At 68.7% G+C, this 20,697-nt stretch carries 16 protein-coding genes and 1 pseudogene; 7 read left to right on the top strand and 10 right to left on the bottom strand.

The window, feature by feature from the left end; all coding sequences use genetic code 11:
• Positions 1–12: 12 nt before the first annotated feature.
• Positions 13–1,395, bottom strand: a complete 1,383-nt coding sequence (locus tag ACIPV5_RS02630) for an MFS transporter (RefSeq protein ID WP_400339492.1) — start codon at positions 1,393–1,395, stop codon at positions 13–15.
• A gap of 98 nt (positions 1,396–1,493) precedes the next feature.
• On the opposite strand from ACIPV5_RS02630, the gene ACIPV5_RS02625 reads away from it, so the two are divergent.
• From ACIPV5_RS02625 to ACIPV5_RS02600, 6 genes are all read left to right on the top strand, one after another.
• Entirely contained in the window at positions 1,494–1,898 is a 405-nt protein-coding gene (locus tag ACIPV5_RS02625; RefSeq protein WP_400339490.1) for a winged helix-turn-helix transcriptional regulator, read from the top strand.
• Between the two features lie 50 nt (positions 1,899–1,948).
• On the top strand, positions 1,949–3,382 hold the full coding sequence (gene argG, locus ACIPV5_RS02620; protein WP_053098321.1) for an argininosuccinate synthase: 1,434 nt from the start codon (positions 1,949–1,951) through the stop codon (positions 3,380–3,382).
• Between the two features lie 233 nt (positions 3,383–3,615).
• A complete protein-coding gene (locus ACIPV5_RS02615) occupies positions 3,616–4,239 on the top strand; it encodes a TetR/AcrR family transcriptional regulator (protein WP_400339486.1) in 624 nt (207 codons plus the stop codon).
• Entirely contained in the window at positions 4,236–5,150 is a 915-nt protein-coding gene (locus ACIPV5_RS02610; protein ID WP_400339483.1) for a hypothetical protein, read from the top strand. Before ACIPV5_RS02615 ends, ACIPV5_RS02610 begins: the two co-directional genes overlap by 4 nt.
• Positions 5,147–7,024 carry a YhgE/Pip family protein gene (locus ACIPV5_RS02605; RefSeq protein ID WP_400339481.1) on the top strand — a complete coding sequence of 626 codons (1,878 nt, stop codon included), beginning with the start codon at positions 5,147–5,149 and terminating at the stop codon, positions 7,022–7,024. The genes ACIPV5_RS02610 and ACIPV5_RS02605 overlap by 4 nt, the downstream gene beginning before the upstream one ends.
• A gap of 133 nt (positions 7,025–7,157) precedes the next feature.
• Entirely contained in the window at positions 7,158–9,812 is a 2,655-nt protein-coding gene (locus tag ACIPV5_RS02600) for a penicillin acylase family protein (protein WP_400339478.1), read from the top strand.
• Between the two features lie 20 nt (positions 9,813–9,832).
• Here ACIPV5_RS02600 and ACIPV5_RS02595 read toward each other — a convergent pair whose 3' ends face one another.
• Entirely contained in the window at positions 9,833–11,194 is a 1,362-nt protein-coding gene (locus ACIPV5_RS02595; RefSeq protein WP_400339475.1) for an MFS transporter, read from the bottom strand.
• 104 nt (positions 11,195–11,298) lie between these two features.
• Between ACIPV5_RS02595 and ACIPV5_RS02590 the strand changes: the two genes are divergently transcribed.
• Entirely contained in the window at positions 11,299–12,060 is a 762-nt protein-coding gene (locus tag ACIPV5_RS02590; protein WP_187249116.1) for an alpha/beta fold hydrolase, read from the top strand.
• A gap of 63 nt (positions 12,061–12,123) precedes the next feature.
• On the opposite strand, the gene ACIPV5_RS02585 is transcribed toward ACIPV5_RS02590, so the two are convergent.
• The 8 genes and pseudogenes from ACIPV5_RS02585 to ACIPV5_RS02550 form a co-directional block, all read right to left on the bottom strand.
• The gene (locus ACIPV5_RS02585) at positions 12,124–13,041 is read right to left on the bottom strand and encodes a hypothetical protein (RefSeq protein WP_053098315.1); all 918 of its coding nucleotides are present in this window, start codon (positions 13,039–13,041) and stop codon (positions 12,124–12,126) included.
• 261 nt (positions 13,042–13,302) lie between these two features.
• On the bottom strand, positions 13,303–13,692 hold the full coding sequence (mnhG, locus tag ACIPV5_RS02580; protein ID WP_053098314.1) for a monovalent cation/H(+) antiporter subunit G: 390 nt from the start codon (positions 13,690–13,692) through the stop codon (positions 13,303–13,305).
• Positions 13,689–13,958, bottom strand: a complete 270-nt coding sequence (locus tag ACIPV5_RS02575) for a monovalent cation/H+ antiporter complex subunit F (RefSeq protein ID WP_053098313.1) — start codon at positions 13,956–13,958, stop codon at positions 13,689–13,691. The genes mnhG and ACIPV5_RS02575 overlap by 4 nt, the downstream gene beginning before the upstream one ends.
• Positions 13,955–14,542 (bottom strand): Na+/H+ antiporter subunit E, encoded by a 588-nt coding sequence (locus ACIPV5_RS02570; protein WP_187249118.1) that lies wholly within the window; start codon positions 14,540–14,542, stop codon positions 13,955–13,957. Before ACIPV5_RS02570 ends, ACIPV5_RS02575 begins: the two co-directional genes overlap by 4 nt.
• The gene (locus ACIPV5_RS02565) at positions 14,539–16,092 is read right to left on the bottom strand and encodes a Na+/H+ antiporter subunit D (protein WP_056275836.1); all 1,554 of its coding nucleotides are present in this window, start codon (positions 16,090–16,092) and stop codon (positions 14,539–14,541) included. The genes ACIPV5_RS02570 and ACIPV5_RS02565 overlap by 4 nt, the downstream gene beginning before the upstream one ends.
• Positions 16,093–16,355: 263 nt before the next feature.
• Positions 16,356–16,856, bottom strand: a pseudogene (locus ACIPV5_RS02560) (Na(+)/H(+) antiporter subunit C); the annotation flags it as partial.
• Positions 16,856–19,798 (bottom strand): Na+/H+ antiporter subunit A, encoded by a 2,943-nt coding sequence (locus ACIPV5_RS02555; RefSeq protein WP_400339470.1) that lies wholly within the window; start codon positions 19,796–19,798, stop codon positions 16,856–16,858. The gene ACIPV5_RS02555 and the pseudogene ACIPV5_RS02560, both read right to left, overlap by 1 nt.
• 180 nt (positions 19,799–19,978) lie before the next feature.
• Positions 19,979–20,695, bottom strand: a complete 717-nt coding sequence (locus ACIPV5_RS02550; protein ID WP_285363596.1) for a GntR family transcriptional regulator — start codon at positions 20,693–20,695, stop codon at positions 19,979–19,981.
• Between the last annotated feature and the right edge of the window lie 2 nt (positions 20,696–20,697).

Raw genomic sequence — 20,697 nt, 5'->3', positions numbered from 1 at the left:
GGTGTCCTTCCTTCAGCGGGCATCGATGGCCGGGTTCTCGGCAGTGCTCACCGGCGAGCGTCTCCACAGCGGCAGGAGGGCCGCGGCGATGACCGCGACGGTCGCGACCAGCAGGGCGACGAGGAAGCCGCGCGAACCGACGATCGATGCGATCGTGCCGAGCACCGCGATGCCGAGACCGCCGCCGAGGGCGAACCCGACCTCCTGGATCGCCCCCACCTGACCGGCGTCGTCCTCCGTCGTGACGTCGAAGAGCGTGGTGGCGGCGAGCGTCGCCGCGACTCCGAACCCCGCGCCGACGAGCACCAGAGGGATCACGACCAGCTCGACGCCCGTCGACAGCCACGCGAGTCCCGCCCCCTGCACCACCAGGGCGAGCACGGTGAGCGTCGGCGAGGTCAACCACCGCAGGAACAGGGGTGCGAGCACCCCGCCGAGGGCGATCGCCACCGCCTGCGGGAGGATCGCGATACCGGCTTCGGCCGCGCTGAAGCCCCGCGCATCCTGCAGGTGGAGGCTCACCAGGAGCACGGATGCCGTCGACACCCCGCTGCTCGCCAGGATGCGCACGATCGCAGGGCTGAAGCCGGGCACGCCGAACAGCCGCATGTCGATGAGAGGCTCGGCGAGGGCACGCTGGCGGCGGATGAAGAAGACGAGCGTCACGACGGCGATGACACCCGCGATGCCGGCGGCGAGGGGAGCGGCGAGCACCTCGTGCAGGGCGAAGACGAGAGACCCGAGCGCGACGATCGACGACACGATGCTGAGGATGTCCCACGACGGGCGACGGGAGCTGCGCGAATCCGGCACGAGCCAGATCGCGAGCACCCCGGCGACGACGGCGAGCGGCACGCTTCCGAGCAGCAGCCAGCGCCACCCCGGCCCCTCGGTCACCAGCCCGCCGAGCACGGGTCCGAGCGCGCTGCCGGCACCGAACGTCGCGGTCCACAGCCCGTAGGCGAGCACGCGCTGCCGTGCGTGATAGTGCGCCCCGATCGTCGCGACGACGCCCGCCACGACGAACGCCTCGGCGACGCCGAGGAGCGCCCGGACGACGATGAGCAGTATCCCGTCCTGAGCGAATCCGCCGACGAGGTTGAGCACCGCGAAGCCGGCGAGACCCGCGAGCACGATCCGCTTGCGACCGAACGCGTCTCCGATCCTGGCGGCGATGATCAGGGTCGCCGCCAGCGACAGCGCGTACACGTCGACGAGCCACAGCGCGCCGCTGTCGGACAGGACGAGATCGCCGCGGATCGCGGGCAGCGCGGTCGACATGCTGCTGATCGCGAGAGCCCCGATCAGGATGCCGAGAAGCAGCGGGATCATGGCGAGCCACGGATGCAGGGTCGTGCGCGGTCGAGCGGATGCCGTGGGAATCGGGAAGGTCACCGCATCAGTCTCCCGGTCTGAGTACACTTCAGACAAGTACTGTCATTCCGGGTAGATAGTGACCGAATGGATACCATGACGACCAGGAGGCGGAGCCGATGAGGGAGAAGACCGAGCGGATCGTCCGGGAGTGGCGCGACGCGTGCGACGCGGAGATCTCGATCGCCGTCCTCGGCGGGGCCTGGAAGCCCAGCATCCTCAGCCTCCTCGGTGAGCATGAGGTGCTGCGGTTCGGCGAGCTCAGCCGGCTTCTCGACGAGCCCACAGCCCGCGTGCTCACCCGTCAGCTGCGCGAGCTGGAGGATGACGGCCTGATCCTCCGCACGGTCTACCGGCAGGTGCCTCCCAAGGTCGAATACCGCCTCAGCGACCTCGGGCGCGGATCGATGCCGCTCGTCGAGGCGCTCACGAGCTGGGGTGCCGGCTACGCCGCGCATCAGCGACGCGAGTTGGTGCGGCTCGACTCCGAGCCCGAGGCACTCGACGCCGGCGTCGCCCGCTGACGGCCGACGCCGTCCGAAACAGCCGACACGCCGCCGATAGACTGGGAAGCATGTCCAAGGTCCTCCAGTCACTTCCCGTCGGCGAGCGCGTCGGCATCGCCTTCTCCGGAGGACTCGACACCTCCGTCGCCGTCGCGTGGATGCGCGACAAGGGCGCCGTCCCTTACACGTACACCGGTGATCTCGGTCAGTACGACGAAGACGACATCGAGTCGATCCCCGGCCGCGCCCTCGAGTACGGCGCCGAGGCCTCGCGCCTGGTCGACTGCAAGACCGCGCTGGTCGAAGAGGGTCTGGTGGCGCTCGCCTGCGGCGCCTTCCACATCCGCTCCGGCGGCCGCACCTACTTCAACACCACTCCCCTCGGCCGCGCCGTCACCGGCACGCTGCTGGTGCGCGCCATGAAGGAGGACGGCGTCGACATCTGGGGCGACGGCTCGACCTACAAGGGCAACGACATCGAGCGGTTCTACCGCTACGGCCTGCTCGCCAACCCGCGTCTGCGCGTGTACAAGCCGTGGCTGGATGCCGACTTCGTCACCGAGCTCGGCGGCCGCAAGGAGATGAGCGAGTGGCTCGTCGCCCACGACTTCCCCTACCGCGACTCGGTCGAGAAGGCGTACTCGACCGACGCCAACATCTGGGGCGCCACGCATGAGGCGAAGACGCTCGAGCACCTCGACGTCTCGCTCGAGACCGTCGACCCCATCATGGGCGTGAAGTTCTGGGACCCCTCGGTCGCGATTGAGACCGAGGACGTCTCCGTCACGTTCGAGGCCGGCCGCCCCGTCGCACTCAACGGCGTCGAGTACACCGACCCGGTGGCCCTGGTGCAGGAGGCCAACACGATCGGCGGACGCCACGGCCTCGGCATGAGCGACCAGATCGAGAACCGCATCATCGAGGCGAAGTCGCGCGGCATCTACGAGGCCCCGGCCATGGCGCTGCTCTTCATCGCCTACGAGCGCCTCGTCAACGGCATCCTGAACGAGGACACCCTCGCGACCTACCACGAGCAGGGTCGCCGCCTCGGTCGACTGATGTACGAGGGCCGCTGGCTCGAGCCGCAGTCGCTCATGCTGCGCGAGTCCATCCAGCGCTGGGTCGGCCTCACGATCTCGGGCACCGTGACGATCCGCCTGCGCCGCGGTGACGACTGGACGATCCTCGACACCACCTCGCCGAACCTGTCCTACGGCCCCGAGAAGCTCTCGATGGAGCGCGTCGGCGACGCCGCCTTCGGCCCGGTCGACCGCATCGGCCAGCTCACGATGCGCAACCTCGACATCGCCGACTCGCGCTCGCGCCTCGAGCAGTACGCGGGTCTCGGCCTCATCGGCGGCGCGACCGGCGAGCTCGTCGGTCGCGTCACCGCCGGCGAGTCGGGCGAGATCACGGGCTCCGTCGAGGAGGTCGACGAGAACTTCGCCGACGCGGTCGACACCGCATCCGAGGGCGCTGCCTTCGACTCCGGCACCGACTGACGTCAAGGGTTCTGCGGAAGGGGGCGGATGCTGCGGCATCCGCCCCCTTTTCTGTCTGTGCCCGCCGCTCGCCGTTCACGATTCAGCATGAGCGCCGGGATTCGGGTCCGCATGGTGCTGATTGCGGCTTTAAGTGCCCATCCGTGCTGAGTTGTGAACGGCCCACCGTTCAGACCCTGTGAGTCCCCCGAGTTATCTTGCACACTACTGTGCACATTACGTATCATTGAGGCATGACAACCCGTGCTCCCCGCCGCGACTCCGTCGAGAACCGCGCCGGAATCCTCGATGCGGCCCGCGCGACCCTCGCCACCGACCCGCGGGCGTCCATCGACGTCATCGCCCGCAGCGCCGGCCTGTCGCGCCGCACCCTCTACGGCCACTTCGACGACCGAGAGGCTCTGATCCGCGAGCTGATCTCGGTCGGAGCGCAGCGCTTCAACGCGATCGCCGAATCCGTCACCGACGCCGACTCACGCATCGCGCTGGCCCGCCTCGCCGCACGACTCTGGCAGGAGGCCGCGCACGTCCAGGTCGCAGCCGCGCTCGCCCTCGACGAAGCCCACGTGCAGCACACCGCAGACGCCCTGGCCCCGCTGCGCCGCACCGTCGCCGCCCTCGCGCAGCGCGGACAGGAGGACGGCAGCTTCCGCACAGACCTCTCTGCCCCGACCCTCGCCCGCCTCATCGAAGAGGTCGCCCGCACGGTCGTCTCGCGCACCGACGCATCGAGCACCGGGGCAGCCGATCTCGCTGTTCGCACTCTACTCAGCATCGCCGGACTCTCGTGGCGCGAGGCCGACGAGCTGTTGAGCGCGCACCCGGACATCGTCGAATCACAGGAGGTCAGCGCATGAGGGTCACCCTGCACGACGTGAGCAAGGGGCGCGGTGGCCAGGCGCTGCCGACGACGAGCCTCGAGTTCCACAGCGGAGCCGTGCGCTTCGCACTCGCCGAGACCGAGCAGCGCCCGACGGTGCTGGGCCTCATCGCCAGCGGTCGGATGCGGCCGGACACCGGGCGCGTGACGATCGACGGCGACGCGGACAACCGCGCGCTGCGCCGCACGATCGCGCTCGTCGACGCCCCCGACGTGAGCGATCCCCACGCTGACATCACCCTCGCGGGCGTCGTCGGCGAAGAGCTCATGTTCGCCGGCGTCGGCGCCACCCCGCTGCACGCACGGCGCTGGCTGAATCAACTCGGCTTCGGAGAGCTCGCCGGCGTGGCGATCGGCAACGTCGATCCCGCCGCACGGGTACGCATCCTCTGCGAGCTCGCGATCCTCCGCACGGGCACCGAAGGAATCGTGCTCGTCTCGCCCGACCGTCACGGCGGCAGCCCGGACGGCTGGTGGCGGATCGCGTCGGAGTTCGCCGACCGCGGGTACGCGATGCTCGTCGTCATCGGCGGATCCGCCGCGGTCGCCCTCGAGCGCATGCACGAGCTCGAGGCGATCAACGCGTCCGGACCGGTCGAACCGCTCGTCCTCGACCTGCCCGGCGGCTCTGATCCCGAGCCCGAGCCAGAGGCCGAGGCCGAGCCCGAGCCGGTGCCCGAACCGGATCCCGAGCCCGACCCTGAGCCGGAGCCGGCGCCCGAACCGGATCCTGAGCCAGAGCCCGAGGCGGAAGACCCGGACGAGCGCCCCGCGACACCGCATGCCGACGCCGAGCACGCGCATGCTCTCGGCTCTCCCCCGGCCGACGACGAAGACCCACCCGCAGAACCCGAGCCGAACACGACAGAGAACGGAGGCGAGCGATGAAGGTTCCCGCCATGATCGCCGCCGAGCTGCGGCGCCTCACCGCGAGCAGGATGGGCGTGATCGCCCTGATCGCGCTGGTCTGCGTGCCCATCCTCTACGGCGGCCTGTACCTCTGGGCCAACCAGGACCCGTACGCGAAGTTCCCGGAGGTCCCCGTCGCGCTGGTCGTCGATGACAGCGGAGCCCCCGAGCCCACCACGGGAACGGATGCCGCCACCGGCGAGACCGTGAACTACGGCGAGGACGTCGCCGACAACCTCATCGACGGCAACGCGTTCGACTGGCAGCGGATGTCGGCAGACGAGGCCGCCGACGCATTGCGGGAGGGAACGGTCGACTTCACCGTCACGATCCCCGCCGACTTCTCGTCGGCCTTGACCTCGGCCGCGGGCGACGACCCCCACCCGGCGCGCATCGAGCTCGAGACCAACGACGCGAACAACTACCTCGCGTCGTCGATGGGCACGCAGGCGGTGGAGAAGATCCGCAGCTCGGTCGCCGAGATGGTGGGCAGCGAGGCCGCAGAGCGCCTGCTCACCGGCCTCAGCGAGGTGCGCGACAACCTCGTGACCGCGGTCGACGGAGCGACCCAGCTCGCCGACGGCGCCGACACCGCCGCCACCGGCAGTGCGACGCTCGCAGACGGAACCTCTCAGCTCGCTGCGGGCACGTCGCAGCTCGCGGGCGGCGCGTCCGAGCTCGCCGGTGGTGCGGCGACGCTGGCGTCGGGGGCTCAGCAGGTCAGTGACGGCAACCGGCAGCTGGCCGACGTCGCGGACCGGGCCGGATCCGCTGTGCAGCAGGCGACGGATGCTCTGCCCCAGGCGCGCGAGGACATCGCCACCATGCTCACGGATCAGGGCCTGACGCCGGAGCAGATCGATCGGGTGCTCACGACACTCGATCCCCTCGCGACACGACTCCAGGAGGGCAACTCGACCGTGCAGAACGCGGTCGACAAGGTCGACCAGCTCGCCGCGGGAGCGGACTCGGTGGCATCCGGCGCCTCGCAGCTCGCCGGCGGCGCGCAGAGCCTGGCCAGCGGCGCGCAGACCGTCGCCACCGGCGCCGCGGCGGCGAACGACGGCGCGGCCCAACTGCGCGATGGGCTCGGCACCCTCGCGTCAGGCACGGCCGAGCTGCGCGACGGGCTCTCGGACGGTGTGCAGCAGATCCCCGTGTCGACGCCGGAGCTCCGCACGCTGCAGGCCGACACGATCGCCGACCCGGTCAAGGTCTCGAGCGACAAGGTCGCCTCCGCCGAGGACTACGGCGCCGGTCTCGCACCGTTCTTCGCCGCACTGTCGGCCTGGATCGGCATCTACGCCCTGTTCCTCATCGTGAAGCCGATCTCCCGCCGCGCGGTCACGGCGCTGCACTCTCCGATCCGAGTGACGCTCGCCGGGTGGCTCACCCCGGCGATGCTCGGCGCGGTGCAGATGCTGGGGCTCATGGGCATCCTGGCGATCACCCTGGGCTTCACGTTCAACAACCCCGTCGGCACCTTGGGAGTGATGATCTTCGCGTCGGCGACCTTCGCGGCGATCATCCTCGCCCTCAACGTCTGGCTCGGTTCCGTGGGGCAGTTCCTGGGACTCGTGCTCATGGTTCTGCAGCTCGTCACCGCGGGCGGCACGTTCCCCTGGCAGACCCTCCCCGCCCCGCTGGCCGCGCTCCACCACGTGCTGCCGCTCGGCTACGTCGTCGATGCCATGCGGCAACTGATGTACGGCGGCAACCTCGGCCGGGCGGGCTGGGATCTGGTGGTGCTGGGCATCTGGCTGGTCGGCGCGTTGCTGCTCGCCGCCATCGGAGTGACGCGCATGACGCACCGGCGCACGCTGCGCGACCTGCAGCCGAGCCTGATCGGCTGACGCCGCGGGCGGGGGCGAGAACACCCCCGCCCGCGAATGCTTTATGGGTAGTATTCCGGAAGCGTCTGTTGAGACGCGCTCTGGGACTCTCTGGGACTGAGTTCCGCCATGCCACCCGAAAGAGTTCTCGAAGATGACAACCCATTCGACCGAGATCGTCGACCCGTCGCGCCCTTCGCTGGGTGCTCGCATCGGCCGCATCGTGTTCCTCGTCGTCGCTGCGATCGTGGTGGTCGCCGTCGCCGGTGCCTTCTTCGTGACCTGGACCATCCAGCGCTCGTTCCCGCAGACCGACGGCACCCTGTCGCTCGACGGGCTGCAGGCCGAGGTCACGGTGCAGCGCGACGCCAGCGGCATCCCGACCATCACCGCCGACTCATCGCACGATCTCTTCTACGCCCAGGGCTTCGTGCACGCGCAGGACCGCTTTTTTGAGATGGACTTCCGCCGGCACGTCACGGCGGGACGCGTGGCCGAGATGTTCGGCGAATCGCAGGCCGGGACCGATGCCTTCCTCCGCACGCTCGGCTGGCGCAAGGTCGCCGAGGCCGAGGTCGAGGCGATGGACGACGTCACCCGCGGCTACTACGAGGCCTACGCCGACGGCGTCAACGCCTACCTCTCCTCCCGCTCGGGCGCCGAGCTGTCGCTCGAATATGCCGTTCTCGGAATACAGAACCCGGAGTACGCGCCGGAGCCCTGGGAAGCCGCCGATTCGGTGGCGTGGCTCAAGGCGATGGCCTGGGATCTCCGCGGCAACGTCGAAGACGAGGTCGAGCGCTCACTCCTGGCCGCTCAGCTGGCGGAGACCTCCGACGCCGCCGGGATCACCACGACGCTCGACGAGCTGTACCCGCCGTATCCGTTCGAGGATCACCCCGTCATCGTCCCCGAGATCTCGACCGGCCCGATCACCGAGGCCGGTGCCGAGCCCGCCGCGTTCACGACCGATGGGAACGACCGCGAGATGCAGCAGGCGGCGACGACGATCCAGTGGCAGGAGGCGTCGGACGTGATCGAGGCGGCAAGCCTGCTCGTCGGCGATGTCGGCGAGGGGATCGGATCGAACTCGTGGGTCGTGTCCGGGGACCTCACCGACACCGGCATACCGCTGCTCGCCAACGACCCGCACCTGGGCGCATCACTCCCCTCGGTCTGGTATCAGGTGCAGCTCCGGTGCAGCGAGGTCACCGACGACTGCCCGTTCGACATGGGCGGTTTCTCGTTCTCGGGTCTCCCCGGCATCGTGATCGGCCACAACCAGCAGGTCGCCTGGGGCTTCACCAACCTGACCACCGACGTCACCGACCTCTACGTCGAGCGGATCGAGGGCGACCAGTACTGGCGCGACGGCGCGCTGGTGCCGATCGACGAGACCACCGAGACGATCGCGGTGGCCGGGGGCGACGACATCGATCTCACGATCCGGTCGACCGTGCACGGACCGATCATCTCGGGTCTCACCGACGACTTCACCGCGATCGCCGACGACCCTGAGCCGGGCCTCGCTGCCGGCGGCGCCGCAGGTCCGGCGCCCACCGGCACCGCGCCGGAGGGAGCCGAGTACGCGGTCAGCCTGCGCTGGACGGCGCTCGACCCCGGCACGGCCGCGACCGCGATCTTCGCTCTGTCGACCGCCCAGGACTTCGAGGAGTTCCGCGCGGCGGCCGCGCTGTTCGATGTGCCGGCACAGAACCTCATCTATGCGGACGTCGAAGGCAACATCGGCTATCAGACCCCCGGACGCCTCCCCGTGCGCGGGGCCGGCGACGGATGGATGCCGCAGCCCGGCTGGGACAGCAGCTACGACTGGACCGGATTCATCCCGTTCGACGAACTGCCGGTGTCATACAACCCGGCATCCGGGTATATCGTGACCGCGAACAACGCGATCGTCACCGACGACTACCCCTACTTCCTCTCACGGGACTGGGACTACGGCTACAGGGCCGATCGCATCGCGCACCTGATCGAGCGACGCGCCGCCGCCGCGCCGCTCACCGCCCAGGACATGCGGGAGATCCAGATGGACAGCGAGATGTGGATCGGCAAGCGACTGGCAACGGAGATGGAGGATGTGGAGGTGACGGGTGCGGGGACTGCAGATGCCGTGGCGCTGCTGCGCTCGTGGGACGCACAGAACGACGCAGGGTCGGCCGCAGCCGCCTACGCGAACGTCCTCTGGTCGAACCTCGTGCAGAACCTGTTCGCCGAACGCGACCAGCCCCTGCCGATCGACGGCCAGGGTCGACTCTTCACCGTCGTCGCGGATCTTCTCGACGACCCATCCGACGCGCTCTGGACCAACCCGAGCATCGATGTCGCGGGCATGGACGAGATGCTCGCCCTGTCGGCCGAGGAAGCGTACGACGAGCTCTCGGCGGTTCAGGGCGACGTCGTCACCGCATGGAGGTGGGGCGACCTGCACGCGATCACCCTCACGAGCGACACCCTCGGGTCCTCCGGCATCGCCCCGATCGAAGCCCTCTTCAACCGCGGCCCCTACGCCGTCAGCGGCGGCGCGTCCGTGGTCAACGCCACCGGCTGGGAGCTCGGCACGTCGTACGCCACGACCACCGTGCCGTCGATGCGGATGGTCGTCGACCTCTCCGATCTCGACGCCTCGACCTGGATCCACCTCACCGGCGCATCCGGACACGCGTTCGACGAGCACTACGTCGATCAGACGTCCGACTGGGCGGCGGGGATTCAGCGGCCGTGGGCATTCACCGACGCGGCGGTCGATGCGGCGACGCGTCACACTCTGGTGCTGGCGCCGGCCGGTTAGCCCGGGGCGGCTCTGCGGGCTCAGGCGGGAGCAGGCGTGGCGGATGCTGCGGCGCGGCGTGCGATGAGCCAGATGCCGATCGCTGCGGCGAGGAAGATCGCGGCGAGGATCACCCAGCCCACGAAGCCGAAGGTGATCGCGGTGGCGTTCACGACGATCGGCGACGCCAGGGCTCCGAGCGAGAAGCCCATGCCGAACACGCCCTGGTAGGCGCCCGCTCGCACAGGATCGGCGAGCTCGAAGCTGAGACCCCAGGCCCCGGCCTGCGACAGGATCTCGGCGAACGTGTGCGCGATCATGCCGACGATGAGGATGACGATCGCCGCCCATGCCGGAAGCCCTGCGGCGAGCGCGTAGATCAGGCAGGCGGAGACCATCAGCCAGCCGGCGATCATCGTCACCCTGCCGGCGATCCGCAGGTCGTGCGTGCCACGGGAGGCACGCACCTGGAACAGCACGACCAGCGCGGTGTTGACGATCAGGAGCACTGCGAACGTGGCATCCGGGGCATTCGTGTACTCGCTGATCCACAGCGGCACCCCGAGTTCCGCAACTCCGAACTGCATGCCGAAGATCGCCGAAAGCGCGCTCAGCAGCAGGTACCTCGGGTCCCGCCACGGCGAGCGGCGGTTCCAGTCCCTGCGCTCGGCGGATGCCGCGGCCGTGGCGTGTGTGTCGATGGATCCCGTCTCGGTCAGCTGAGCCGCGGCCCGGCTGCGCGGCGGCGCGTCGACGGCCGATGTCAGCCGCAGGAGGGAGAGCGAGCCGAGCGCGCAGACGGCACCCGCGCAGGCGATGACGACGCGGTAGGCCTCGGGTGTGCCGAGAGCCAGAGCGATCGCGCCGAATCCGGAGCCTGCCGCGATCGCGAGGTTCGTGACCGTGCGCAGCACCGCACGCGCGTGCACCCGCCGGTGCGGCGCGAAGCCCCGGGCGATGATCGCGGAACGAGCGGAATACCCCAGCGAGTCGAAGAAGCCCGAGAGGCTGGCGAGGACGAGCGCCGACACGAAGTCTCCGACGAACGCGTATGCGGCGAGCAGTACGCCACCTGCCATCTCGAAGCCGAAGGCGAGGCGTCGGGCGCTCCACCGATCGGCGAGCCAGCCGCCGAGGAGCGACCCGACCACCCCGCATCCGCTCGACACGGCGAGCACCACCGCGGCGTGCGCGGGCGAGAGGCCGATGATCTGCGTGAAGAACAGCACGGTGACCGCGAGGAAGACGCCGCGGCCGATGCGTGAGACGGCCGTCGCGGCGACGAGCGCGCGCAGCACCGGATCGCGCAGCCCGTCGGCGATGCGCGCGATGACACCCTTGGTCGAGCCTGAGGTCTCGCCCTCCGACTCGATCTGATCGGGATCGGGGTTCGGCGAAGACACCCTTCATCCTCGCACGACGCAGGCTCGCCCCTCGTCGCACACCGGCATACGGCATGCGTGGATCCCGGTTCGTCGCAGGGGTCCCACTCGGTTAGCGTTGAGGTGTGGTCTCCAGCTATCTCGCCCCGAAGGGCACCCCCGTCACGCTGCTCGAGTTCGAGCACGCGGGCGCGACGCTGATCGCGGAGACCTTCGGCGACGGACCGCACACCTTCCTCCTGCTGCACGGCATCGGCATGGGACGCAGCGTCTACCTCGACGTCGTACAGCGGCTGAAAGGCCGGGTGATCGCACTCGACCTGCCCGGTTTCGGCGAAGCACCCGAGCCCGCTCGCACCTTCACCATGGAGCGTCACGCCGACCTCGTCGCCGCGTACCTCCGTCATGCCGACGAGGGCCCCGTCGTCGTCATCGGGCACTCGATGGGCAGTCAGATCGCCGCGGAGCTCGCCGCCCGGCATCCCTCCCTCGTCGAGGGCGTCGTGCTCGCCGGTCCGACCGTCAACAAGGCCGCACGGAACGTCGCAGCGCAGGCGAGCTATCTCCTCACGGACCTGGTCGGCGAGCGCCCGCTCGTGATCTGGCGAGGTGCCCGCGAATATCTGCGCGGCGGCCCCCACCTCATCCGCAAGATCCGGGCGACCATCGTGCACGAGCCGGAGAAGGCGTTCGCGCGCATCGATCAGCCTGTGCTGGTGCTGCGCGGGGAAGACGACCCGCTCGCTCCGATGACCTGGTGCCAGGAGATCATCGACGAGATCCCGGGTGCCGATCTGCAGGTCATCCCGGATCACGGCCACGGCACGTTGATCAGCGACTCCGAGCCGGCCGCGCGCCTGATCCAGAGCTTCGCCGACGGCCTCTGACCCGCCGCCCCGCACTTTTCCGTTCACAACTCAGCATGAACGCATGTGAGCCCCGTGATTCCGCTACTCGACCGCCGCTCCGCGGCGATTCCTGCTGAATTGTGAACGACGTGCGTCTACGAACCTCGGTCCGAGTGCAGCGATGACCTGCTCGAGAGCCTGCCTCACAGACGCCTGGTCACCGAAAATGTCTTTCGCAAGGGGCCGGACGGTCACGAAGCCGAGTCGGGCCGCGGCGATATCGCGCTCGCGATCCTGCATCTGCTTCTCCCACCCCTCGTGGAACTCCTTGCTGTCGCACTCGATGATCAACCAGCCGTCCACCACGAAGTCGACGTACCCGACGCCTTCGAGGTACACCTGGGTCTCATAGGCGACGCCCATCGTCCGGAGCAGCAACCGCATGAATGTCTCTGAGCCCGAGCCCGCCGACGGGTCGACCAGTGCGAGCAGCGGGCGGAATCGGGCGGGTAGAGCAGCGAACATCGTGACCAGATCTTCGCGGGTCAGGAGTCCGTGATGAAGCACACTGTCCAAGGTGGCAAGCGCCTCGCGCGGAGCCTGGCAGAGCACGGAGTGCGCGACGGCATCGATCAACGGAGCCGCATGAAGGCTCTCGCGAACGCTGGTCAGCGCCTTCCAATGGAGCACGACCTTTCCGTCCCTCGCCACACGTAGACGAGACGAACCCGGAGTCACGAGCACATGGAGCTCTCGGCAACGGAACACGAAGACACCGAGAAGGGCGAGGAGAGACAAGCATGAGACCCGCCCGCCGATGCGGACAGCCTCGACGATGTCCCGGTGCGTCGACGGCAGCGCATATCGATCGCGGCGCACGTGCTGGAGTTCTCCTCGGGCCACTGACTCGGCGATGAGACGCCCCGTGAGCCCTCGGTGCACCAGATCCGATCGACTGAAGACCGTGCGCGAATAGGTGTCTCTCGCGCGCTGAACGACCGTCTTCTGCTTATTCCCCATCGCAGAAGTGTGCAGACAAGGGACGGTGTCGATGTGCGTCGTCCAAGCAACAGTGGATGACTTGCACGGAATAGGGTTCCGTGTAGGAGAAGAAGCAATGACCGGTGTCGTTCACTACTCAGCATGGATCTCGTATCGAGCAGCCCTGAAGCCCCTTCGGCCCCACCGGCACAGGCTCATGCTGAATTGTGAACCGCAAGCGGCCCCGCACCGGCGTAAGACGTGCGTGGCGTCCGTCTCAGCGCAGCTGCGGGCGTGCGATCAGCCGGCGGCCGGCGGGGTCTGCTTCGACTCGGCGAGCTCGTCGACGACCAGGCTGCGCTCGTCGGTGGTGCCGTTGCGATACGCCTGCCGCCCGACGATGTGCGCGGACAGCGGCGCGGTGGCGAACTGCATGAGCACGACCGGGGCGACGAGCGCGAGCCCGAAGAGGATTCCGCCGACCGTGCGCTGAGACAGGGCGATCGCGAGGCAGATGAGGATGAGGCCGAGCACCTGCGGTTTGGTCGCGGCGTGCAGCCGCGACGGCACGTCGCGGAATCGCAGCAGCCCGACCGCCGCCGACAGGCAGAGGATCGCGCCGAGCAGGATCAGCACGAGCACCGCGACGTCGATGACCACGTCGGGAATGGCGAGACCGAACACGTTCATGGTGTCGTGTTGTCCCTTCTGGCCACGAACCGGGCGACCGAGATCGAGCCGAAGACGCCGACCGCGGCGATGATCAGCATCACCGGGATGTTGCGGGTGTGGCCGTTGATGGCCATCTCGGCGCCGAGCACGCACATGACCTCGGTGAGCAGCACGTCGGAGGCCACCGCCCGGTCGAGGATCGAGGGCCCCCGCACGATGCGGATGATCGTCAGGATGGCGGCGACGCCGAAGACGACCATGATCGCGAGCATCAGCACATTCATCGGGCACCTCCGCTGGCGCGCGCCGCACGTTCGTCGGCCTTGAGGGCACGGTACTGCGCCGGGGCTCCGAGCGCACGCACGACCCGTCGCTCCCAGCGCAGCACGCCTTCGCGCTGCTTCTCGACATCGGCCATGCTGCGCACCCCGATCACGTGCAGATACAGCACCTGCCGGTCGCGATCGGCCTCGACGACGAGCGACCCGGGAACCAGCGACGACACCACGGACACGTGCGTCATCATCAGGTCGTCGGCGTAGCGCAGAGGAACGGCGATGATCGCGGCGCCGGGCTGATGCCGAAAGTCGAACACCTGCAGGGTGACCGCGACAGCGCCGCGGAGCACGGCGAAGAGGAACTGCACGATGAGCAACGCGGCGAACCAGATGTTGATGCGTCCGGAGAGCTCGACGGTGGGCAGCCGGAAGACACGGGTGACGAACACCGCGATGACCAGGCCCGAGACGAACGCCAGCACCGTGAACTGCCCCCACAGCAGCATCCAGAGCACGACGAGCCATGCCAGGAACGGCAGCTGCACGCGGATGTCCCGCCAGAAGTGGCGGCCGGTCTCGGTGGGGCTCATCCTTCCACCTCGTCTTCCAGCTGCACGAGGGTGACGGGGTCGAGCAGCGCCGCACCGATGCGGTCGCACAGGGCATACAGCGGGCCCGCGAACACGGTGAGCGCGATCGTCACCCCGACCATCCCGGCGGTCGCGATGGTCATGATCCGGGGGATGCGGCGACGCTCCTGCTGCTCATCCGCGGCCGGGGCGTTGCCGAGGTACGAGATGCGCCCCTCGGTCTCGGTCGAGTCGTCCTCCTCGCGCCAGAACGCGAGGTTCCATGCTCGCATCAGCGCATAGAGCGTGAGGAGCGAGGTGACGATGCCGCCGAAGATCAGCACGAGCATCAGCGGCGTTCCCACGGATGCTGCGGCTTCGAACAGCGCGAACTTGCCGATGAAACCGGAGAACGGCGGCAGTCCGCCGAGGTTGATCGCGGGGATGAAGTAGAGCACCGCGATCACGGGCGCGACCTTGAGCAGCCCCTTCACGCGCAGGATGGACGTGCTTCCCGCCCTGCGCTCGATGAGACCGACCGCCAGGAACAGCGTCGTCTGCACGATGATGTGGTGGACGATGTAGTAGACCGTCGCGCCGATCGCCGCGGGGGTCGCTATCGCGAGGCCGAAGATCATGTAGCCGACGTGGCTCACCAGCGTGAACGACAGGATTCGTTTGAGCTCGGCCTGTGCGACAGCGCCGAGCACGCCCACGATCATGGTCGCCAACGCGATGATCAGGAGCACGGTGTCGATGCTGTTCTCGGCGAACAGCTGCGTCTCGGTGCGGATCAGCGCGTAGACGCCGACCTTGGTCAGCAATCCCGCGAACACCGCAGTGACGGGCGCCGGTGCCGTCGGGTACGAGTCGGGCAGCCAGAACGACACCGGGAAGATCGCGGCCTTGATGCCGAAGGCGATCACCAGCATGAGGTGCAGCACGAGCTGCGTCTCCTGCGGGAGCTCGGTCATGCGCTCGGCGATCTGGGCCATGTTCACGGTGCCGAGGGCACCGTAGATCATCGCGATCGAAGCGAGGAACAGGATCGACGAGACCAGCGAGACGACGATGTAGACGGCACCCGTGCGGATGCGGGACTCGGTGCTCCCGAGCGTTATCAGCACGTACGACGCCACGAGCAGGATCTCGAATCCGACGTACAGGTTGAAGAGGTCGCCCGCGATGAAGGCGTTGAAGATGCCGGCCGCGAGGATCAGGTACGACGGGTTGAAGATCGAGATCGGGGTCTCGTCGGTGCCGTCCGCGGCACCCTGACCGATCGAGAAGAGCAGGACCGCGAGCAGCACGATGCTCGAGATGAGCACGAGGAGCGCCGCGAGCCTGTCGACGTAGAGCACGATGCCGAAGGGCACCGGCCACCCGCCGACCGAGACCGCGAGCGGCTCACCCGCATCGACGACGACCAGCAGCACGGCCGCGATGACCGAGACGATCGCGAGCGTGGCCACCGTGACGAAGGCCTGGAGGCGCGGGTTGCGGCCGAAGATCAGGGTCACTGCGGCGCCGAGCAGCGGCAGGGCGACGAGCAGGGGGACGAGGGCGCTCATCGGCGGTCCTCCCCATCGTCGGTGTGCTCGGGTGCGCTGTCATCGGATGCCGTGTCAGCCGCCGTATCTCGAGCGGCGTCCGCCGCATCGGTCTCGTGGGCGTCCGACGCGTGCGTGTCGGCATCCGTCCGGAAAGCCGACGAGTGCGTCGAGTCCTCGGCGTCGTCGTCGGGCGGTGCCGACTCCCTGTCGAGGACGGCCGCGCCTGGACCGGCATCCACATCGGGATCCTGGTCGGACGCCGCGGACACGGCTCGAGGCGGGGTGGGCCGGTCGGTCGGAGCGTCGTCGTTGATCGCGGCGTGGTCGCGCATGTGCAGCACGGTGATCGGCGACGTCTGCACGCCGACGAAGTCCGTGGTCGCCTCGTCGTCCGCCGCGTCGGCCTCGTCGTCCATGAGGTCTTCGTCGGCATCGGTGCGCTCACGGAGTGCGATGTCGGCCTCGTCGTCCTCGACGGTGTCGGCCTGACCCAGCTGCCACGAGCGGTAGATGAGGGCGAGGAGGAATGCCGAGACGGCGAAGGTGATGACGATGGCGGTCAGGGTGAGCGCCTGGGGCAGCGGGTCGCTGAGCTCGCCCTCGGTTCCGAAGAAGGGCGCGTTGCCGGGCACTCCCATGACGATGAGGAGCAGCAGGTTCGTCGCGTTGCCGAGCAGCAGGAAGCCGATCAGCACGCGGGTGAGACTGCGCTCGAGCATCGCGTAGACGCCGCAGGCGAAGAGCACGGCCATGATCACGATCAGGGTGAGGGAGACATCCATCAGAGGGTCACCCCTCGCTCGCGGAACTCCTGCGCCTGACGGTCGACCTCGGCACCGAGGCTGCGCAGCACGTCGAGCACGAGGCCGATCACGACCAGGTACACACCGACATCGAAGATGGTCGAGGTGACGAACTCCATGTGGCCGATGCCGGGGATCTCCCACTCCCAGAAGTTGCTGGTGAGCGGCGCCAAGCCGAAGAACAGCGGCACGACCGCCGTGCCGACGGCGAGGATCAGACCGGCACCGAGCAGTCGCCCGGCATCCGTGGGTGCGGCAGCGCCCAGCTCCCAGCGTCCACCGGCGACGTAGCGCATGACGAGCGCCATGCCCGCGACGAGACCTCCGGCGAAGCCTCCGCCTGGCAGGTTGTGGCCGGAGAAGAGCAGGAAGATCGACACGACGATGATCGTGTGGAAGAGGATGCGGACGATGACCTCGAGCAGGATCGACCTGTTCTCGGGCTTCATCTTCGGGCCGCCGACGAGCCAGGCGCGGGGGCTGCTCTCGTTCTCGTCGGTCTGGAAGCGCACGCCCTCGGTCGTCTCGACGAGCGGGCGGCTGAGCGTGCGACGGCGGCGCGCCTTGGGCAGCGTCTTCGTCGCGGAGAGCATGTCGGCGCGGTGCGTGACGAACACGAGAGACGCGACACCCGTGGCGGCGAGCACGAGCACCGAGAGCTCGCCCATCGTGTCCCAGCCGCGCAGGTCGACCAGGGCGACGTTCACGACGTTCTTGCCGTGACCGATCTCGTACGCGAGCTTCGGGAACGCGGCGGAGATCGGATCCGCGACGCGGGACTGGGTCGCCACGATCGCGACCAGCGCCATCGTGAGCCCGACTCCGACACCCAGCAGCGCGCGGGGAATGCGCCCGACAGAGGCGTTGTGCTCGCCCATCCGCGCGGGCAGGCGACGCAGCACCAGTGCGAAGGTGACCATCGTCACGGTCTCGACGAGGATCTGCGTGAGCGCGAGGTCGGGGGCGCCGCTGGTCGCGAACAGCACGACCATCCCGAGGCCGGTGATCGACACGAGGACGACGCCCGTGTATCTCTTCTGCGCGCGCACGGCCATGACGCCCGCGGCGGCCATCATCGGCGCGACCACGAGCTGCGTGGGCGTGTGCCAGGCCGAGAGCTGGAAGCGATCGATGTCGCTGGCGACGAGCGCCGTGATCTCGGCGGCGACGAACACCACGAAGATGGTGCCGACGTAGACCGGCAGAGAGCCGCGCTGGGTGAGCGTCGTGCTCAGCACCGAGAGTCGGTCGATACCGCGCATGACCAGGTAGTAGCCGTCTGCGGCAGTGAAGCGGATCAGTCGCGCCTTGCGGTCCCATCCGGTGCGCAGCGTGAGGAGGAAGACCGCGGCGCCGAGCAGGATCGACAGGATCGAGATGCCGAGCGCCGGCTCGAGACCGTGCCAGAGCGCGAGGTGCCCGGGTCCTTCCGCGGCGACCCCCTCGGCATCGAGGCCCGGGGTGGCTGTGAGCGCGTATCCCTGGAGCGCGACGTCGAGAGCCGGTGCTCCGATGCCTGCGGCGAGCGTGAGCCCGGCGAGGATGATCGGCGCCGAGAGGAATCCGACGGGCGGGTCGGGCCAGGCGGTGTCGGGGAGGCGATCGCCCGCCGCATCGCGCTTGGTCCAGAAGGCACCCCAGAGGAAGCGGATGCCATATGCCGCCGTGAGCATGGATCCCAGGCTGACGCCGATGATCGCGACGAGCCCCCAGGGCGAGCCGTGCAGTGCGTCGTCCAGGAGCGCCGTGAGGGTCGACTCCTTCGCCACGAATCCGAGGGTCGGTGCGATGCCGGCCATCGATGCGATGGAGATGAATGCCGCTGTCGCCATGACGGGAGCCTGACGCCCGACGCCACTCAGCTCGGTGATGTCTCGCGTCGACAGCTGACGGTCGATCACGCCGACGATCAGGAACAGCGCCGACTTGAACAGCGCGTGCGCGATCACGAGTGCGAGACCGGCCAGCGCGCTCGCCTGGGTGCCGTAGCCGATGACGACCGAGAAGAAGCCCAGCTGGCTGACGGTGCCGAACGCGAGGATGCGCTTGAGGTCGGTCTCGCGCAGCGCCTGGATGCCGCCGATCAGCATCGTCAGGATGCCCAGCGAGATGATGACCGGCCGCCACGGACCGGTGAAGGCGAAGATCGGGGCGAAGCGCGCGATCAGGTAGATACCCGCCTTGACCATCGCCGCGGCGTGCAGGTACGCGCTCACGGGAGTGGGCGCCGCCATCGCACCGGGCAGCCAGAAGTGGAAGGGGAAGATCGCGGACTTGCTGATCGCGCCGACGAGGAGCATCACGACGGCGGCGTCGACGATGGCGCCTGTGGGTGCGATCTCGAGGATCTCGCGGATGCTCGAGGTACCCGCGTCGACCACGAGCAGCACGACTCCGACGAACATCACGAGCCCGCCGAGAGTGGTGACCAGGAGCGCCTGCAGTGCTGCTCGTCGGCTGGCGGCGCGGCGTCGGTAGTGCCCGATGAGGAGGTACGAGAGGATGCTCGTCACCTCCCAGAACATCACGAGCATGACGAGGTCGTCGGTCAGGACGAGGCCGTACATCGCACCCGCGAACCCGAGCAGCACGCCCGCGAACTGGCCGATGCCGGCGGAGTCGTCATGGAAGTACCAACGGCAGTACAGCAGCACGAGAGCACCGACGCCGGTGACGATGAGCGTCAGCACCCAGCCGAGCACGTCCATGTTCATGGACAGATTCAGTCCGAGCTGCGGGATCCACGCGACCGAGACGAAGGGCGTCGGTCCGTCGAGCACCTGAGGGGTGAGGACGAGGGCGTGGATGAATGCCGCGGCGGGAATGAGAGCCGCGATGGCGAATGCCTGGGATCCCAGCCAGCGCACCAGAACGGGCATCAGGATCGACCCGAGGAGGAACACGGCGAGGAGCGTCAGCATATACGCGGCTCCTCAAAGCTCGTCGGCCGGGGGCGGCGCAGGCGGGCGGGCGGGTGTCGATATCGAGTTTACCTTGATATTCCGCGCTTCAGGGTCGATGATGTCGGCGCCCGACCATGCAAATGGTCGGTTTCCCCCGGATTTTCGGGCAATTTGCGCGATCTCGCACGCAGAATCAGCTCATTCGGATGCGTTCTCAGCCTGCCGAGCGAGCGCCGGACCGAGACGGTCGTACGAGTTCGCGATGTGCATCCTCATCGCCGCGGCGGCGGCTTCGGGGTCGCGTCGGCGCAGCGCGTCGAGGATGCTCTCGTGCTCGCTCACGGTGTCGTCTTCGAAGTCGTGGCGGAAGTTCAGCCGGTAGAGGTGCATGTGCGCACGCAGCCGCACGATGGCCTCCGACAGCAGCGGACTCTGCGCACTCTCCGCGATCAGGTGATGGAAGTGCAGATCCTCGTCGATGAACCGCCGGTAGTTGCGGAAGCGCTCGTCCTCATCGGGTGCCGACGCTGTACGCATCGTCACCACGGACTCCGCCAGCTCGGTCTCGGTCTCGTGGTCGAGATGCGCCGATGCACGCCGCGCCGCCTCCGGCTCCAGCAGCTCGCGCATGTCGTACAGATCGCGCAGGCCCGCCGCGTCGAGCAGAGGAGCTGCGACATAGCCCTTCAGCGCCCGCTTCGCGACGAGCCCTTCGGACTCGAGCCGCGTCAGCGCCTCGCGCACGGGCGTCGGAGACACGTCGAGGTCGCGGGCGACCGCGTCGATGTTGACCTTTGCTCCCGGTTCGATGACCTGGTCCATGAGCAGGCCGAGCACCGCGTCGTACACGTCGTCGACGAGCGCGCGCCGCGCCGGAAGCGGCCTCGGTCCGCGTGCCTCTTCGTCGCCGAACATGA

Source organism: Microbacterium sp. NPDC090014 (genome assembly GCF_044748285.1).
Classification (GTDB): Bacteria; Actinomycetota; Actinomycetes; order Actinomycetales; family Microbacteriaceae; genus Microbacterium.
The sequence above is the reverse complement of the archived record's forward strand: the minus strand, read 5'-3'. Positions and strand labels throughout refer to the sequence as shown.

What these genes read in the sequence shown, in the direction of transcription:
- ACIPV5_RS02585 (WP_053098315.1), bottom strand. Translation starts at nt 13,041, where the DNA reads ATGGGGAATAAGCAGAAGACGGTCGTTCAGCGCGCGAGAGACACCTAT.
- ACIPV5_RS02550 (WP_285363596.1), bottom strand. Translation starts at nt 20,695, where the DNA reads ATGTTCGGCGACGAAGAGGCACGCGGACCGAGGCCGCTTCCGGCGCGG.
- ACIPV5_RS02600 (WP_400339478.1), top strand. Translation starts at nt 7,158, where the DNA reads ATGACAACCCATTCGACCGAGATCGTCGACCCGTCGCGCCCTTCGCTG.
- ACIPV5_RS02625 (WP_400339490.1), top strand. Translation starts at nt 1,494, where the DNA reads ATGAGGGAGAAGACCGAGCGGATCGTCCGGGAGTGGCGCGACGCGTGC.
- mnhG (WP_053098314.1), bottom strand. Translation starts at nt 13,692, where the DNA reads ATGAACGTGTTCGGTCTCGCCATTCCCGACGTGGTCATCGACGTCGCG.
- ACIPV5_RS02565 (WP_056275836.1), bottom strand. Translation starts at nt 16,092, where the DNA reads ATGAGCGCCCTCGTCCCCCTGCTCGTCGCCCTGCCGCTGCTCGGCGCC.
- ACIPV5_RS02570 (WP_187249118.1), bottom strand. Translation starts at nt 14,542, where the DNA reads ATGAGCCCCACCGAGACCGGCCGCCACTTCTGGCGGGACATCCGCGTG.
- ACIPV5_RS02610 (WP_400339483.1), top strand. Translation starts at nt 4,236, where the DNA reads ATGAGGGTCACCCTGCACGACGTGAGCAAGGGGCGCGGTGGCCAGGCG.
- ACIPV5_RS02615 (WP_400339486.1), top strand. Translation starts at nt 3,616, where the DNA reads ATGACAACCCGTGCTCCCCGCCGCGACTCCGTCGAGAACCGCGCCGGA.
- ACIPV5_RS02575 (WP_053098313.1), bottom strand. Translation starts at nt 13,958, where the DNA reads ATGAATGTGCTGATGCTCGCGATCATGGTCGTCTTCGGCGTCGCCGCC.
- argG (WP_053098321.1), top strand. Translation starts at nt 1,949, where the DNA reads ATGTCCAAGGTCCTCCAGTCACTTCCCGTCGGCGAGCGCGTCGGCATC.
- ACIPV5_RS02555 (WP_400339470.1), bottom strand. Translation starts at nt 19,798, where the DNA reads ATGCTGACGCTCCTCGCCGTGTTCCTCCTCGGGTCGATCCTGATGCCC.
- ACIPV5_RS02605 (WP_400339481.1), top strand. Translation starts at nt 5,147, where the DNA reads ATGAAGGTTCCCGCCATGATCGCCGCCGAGCTGCGGCGCCTCACCGCG.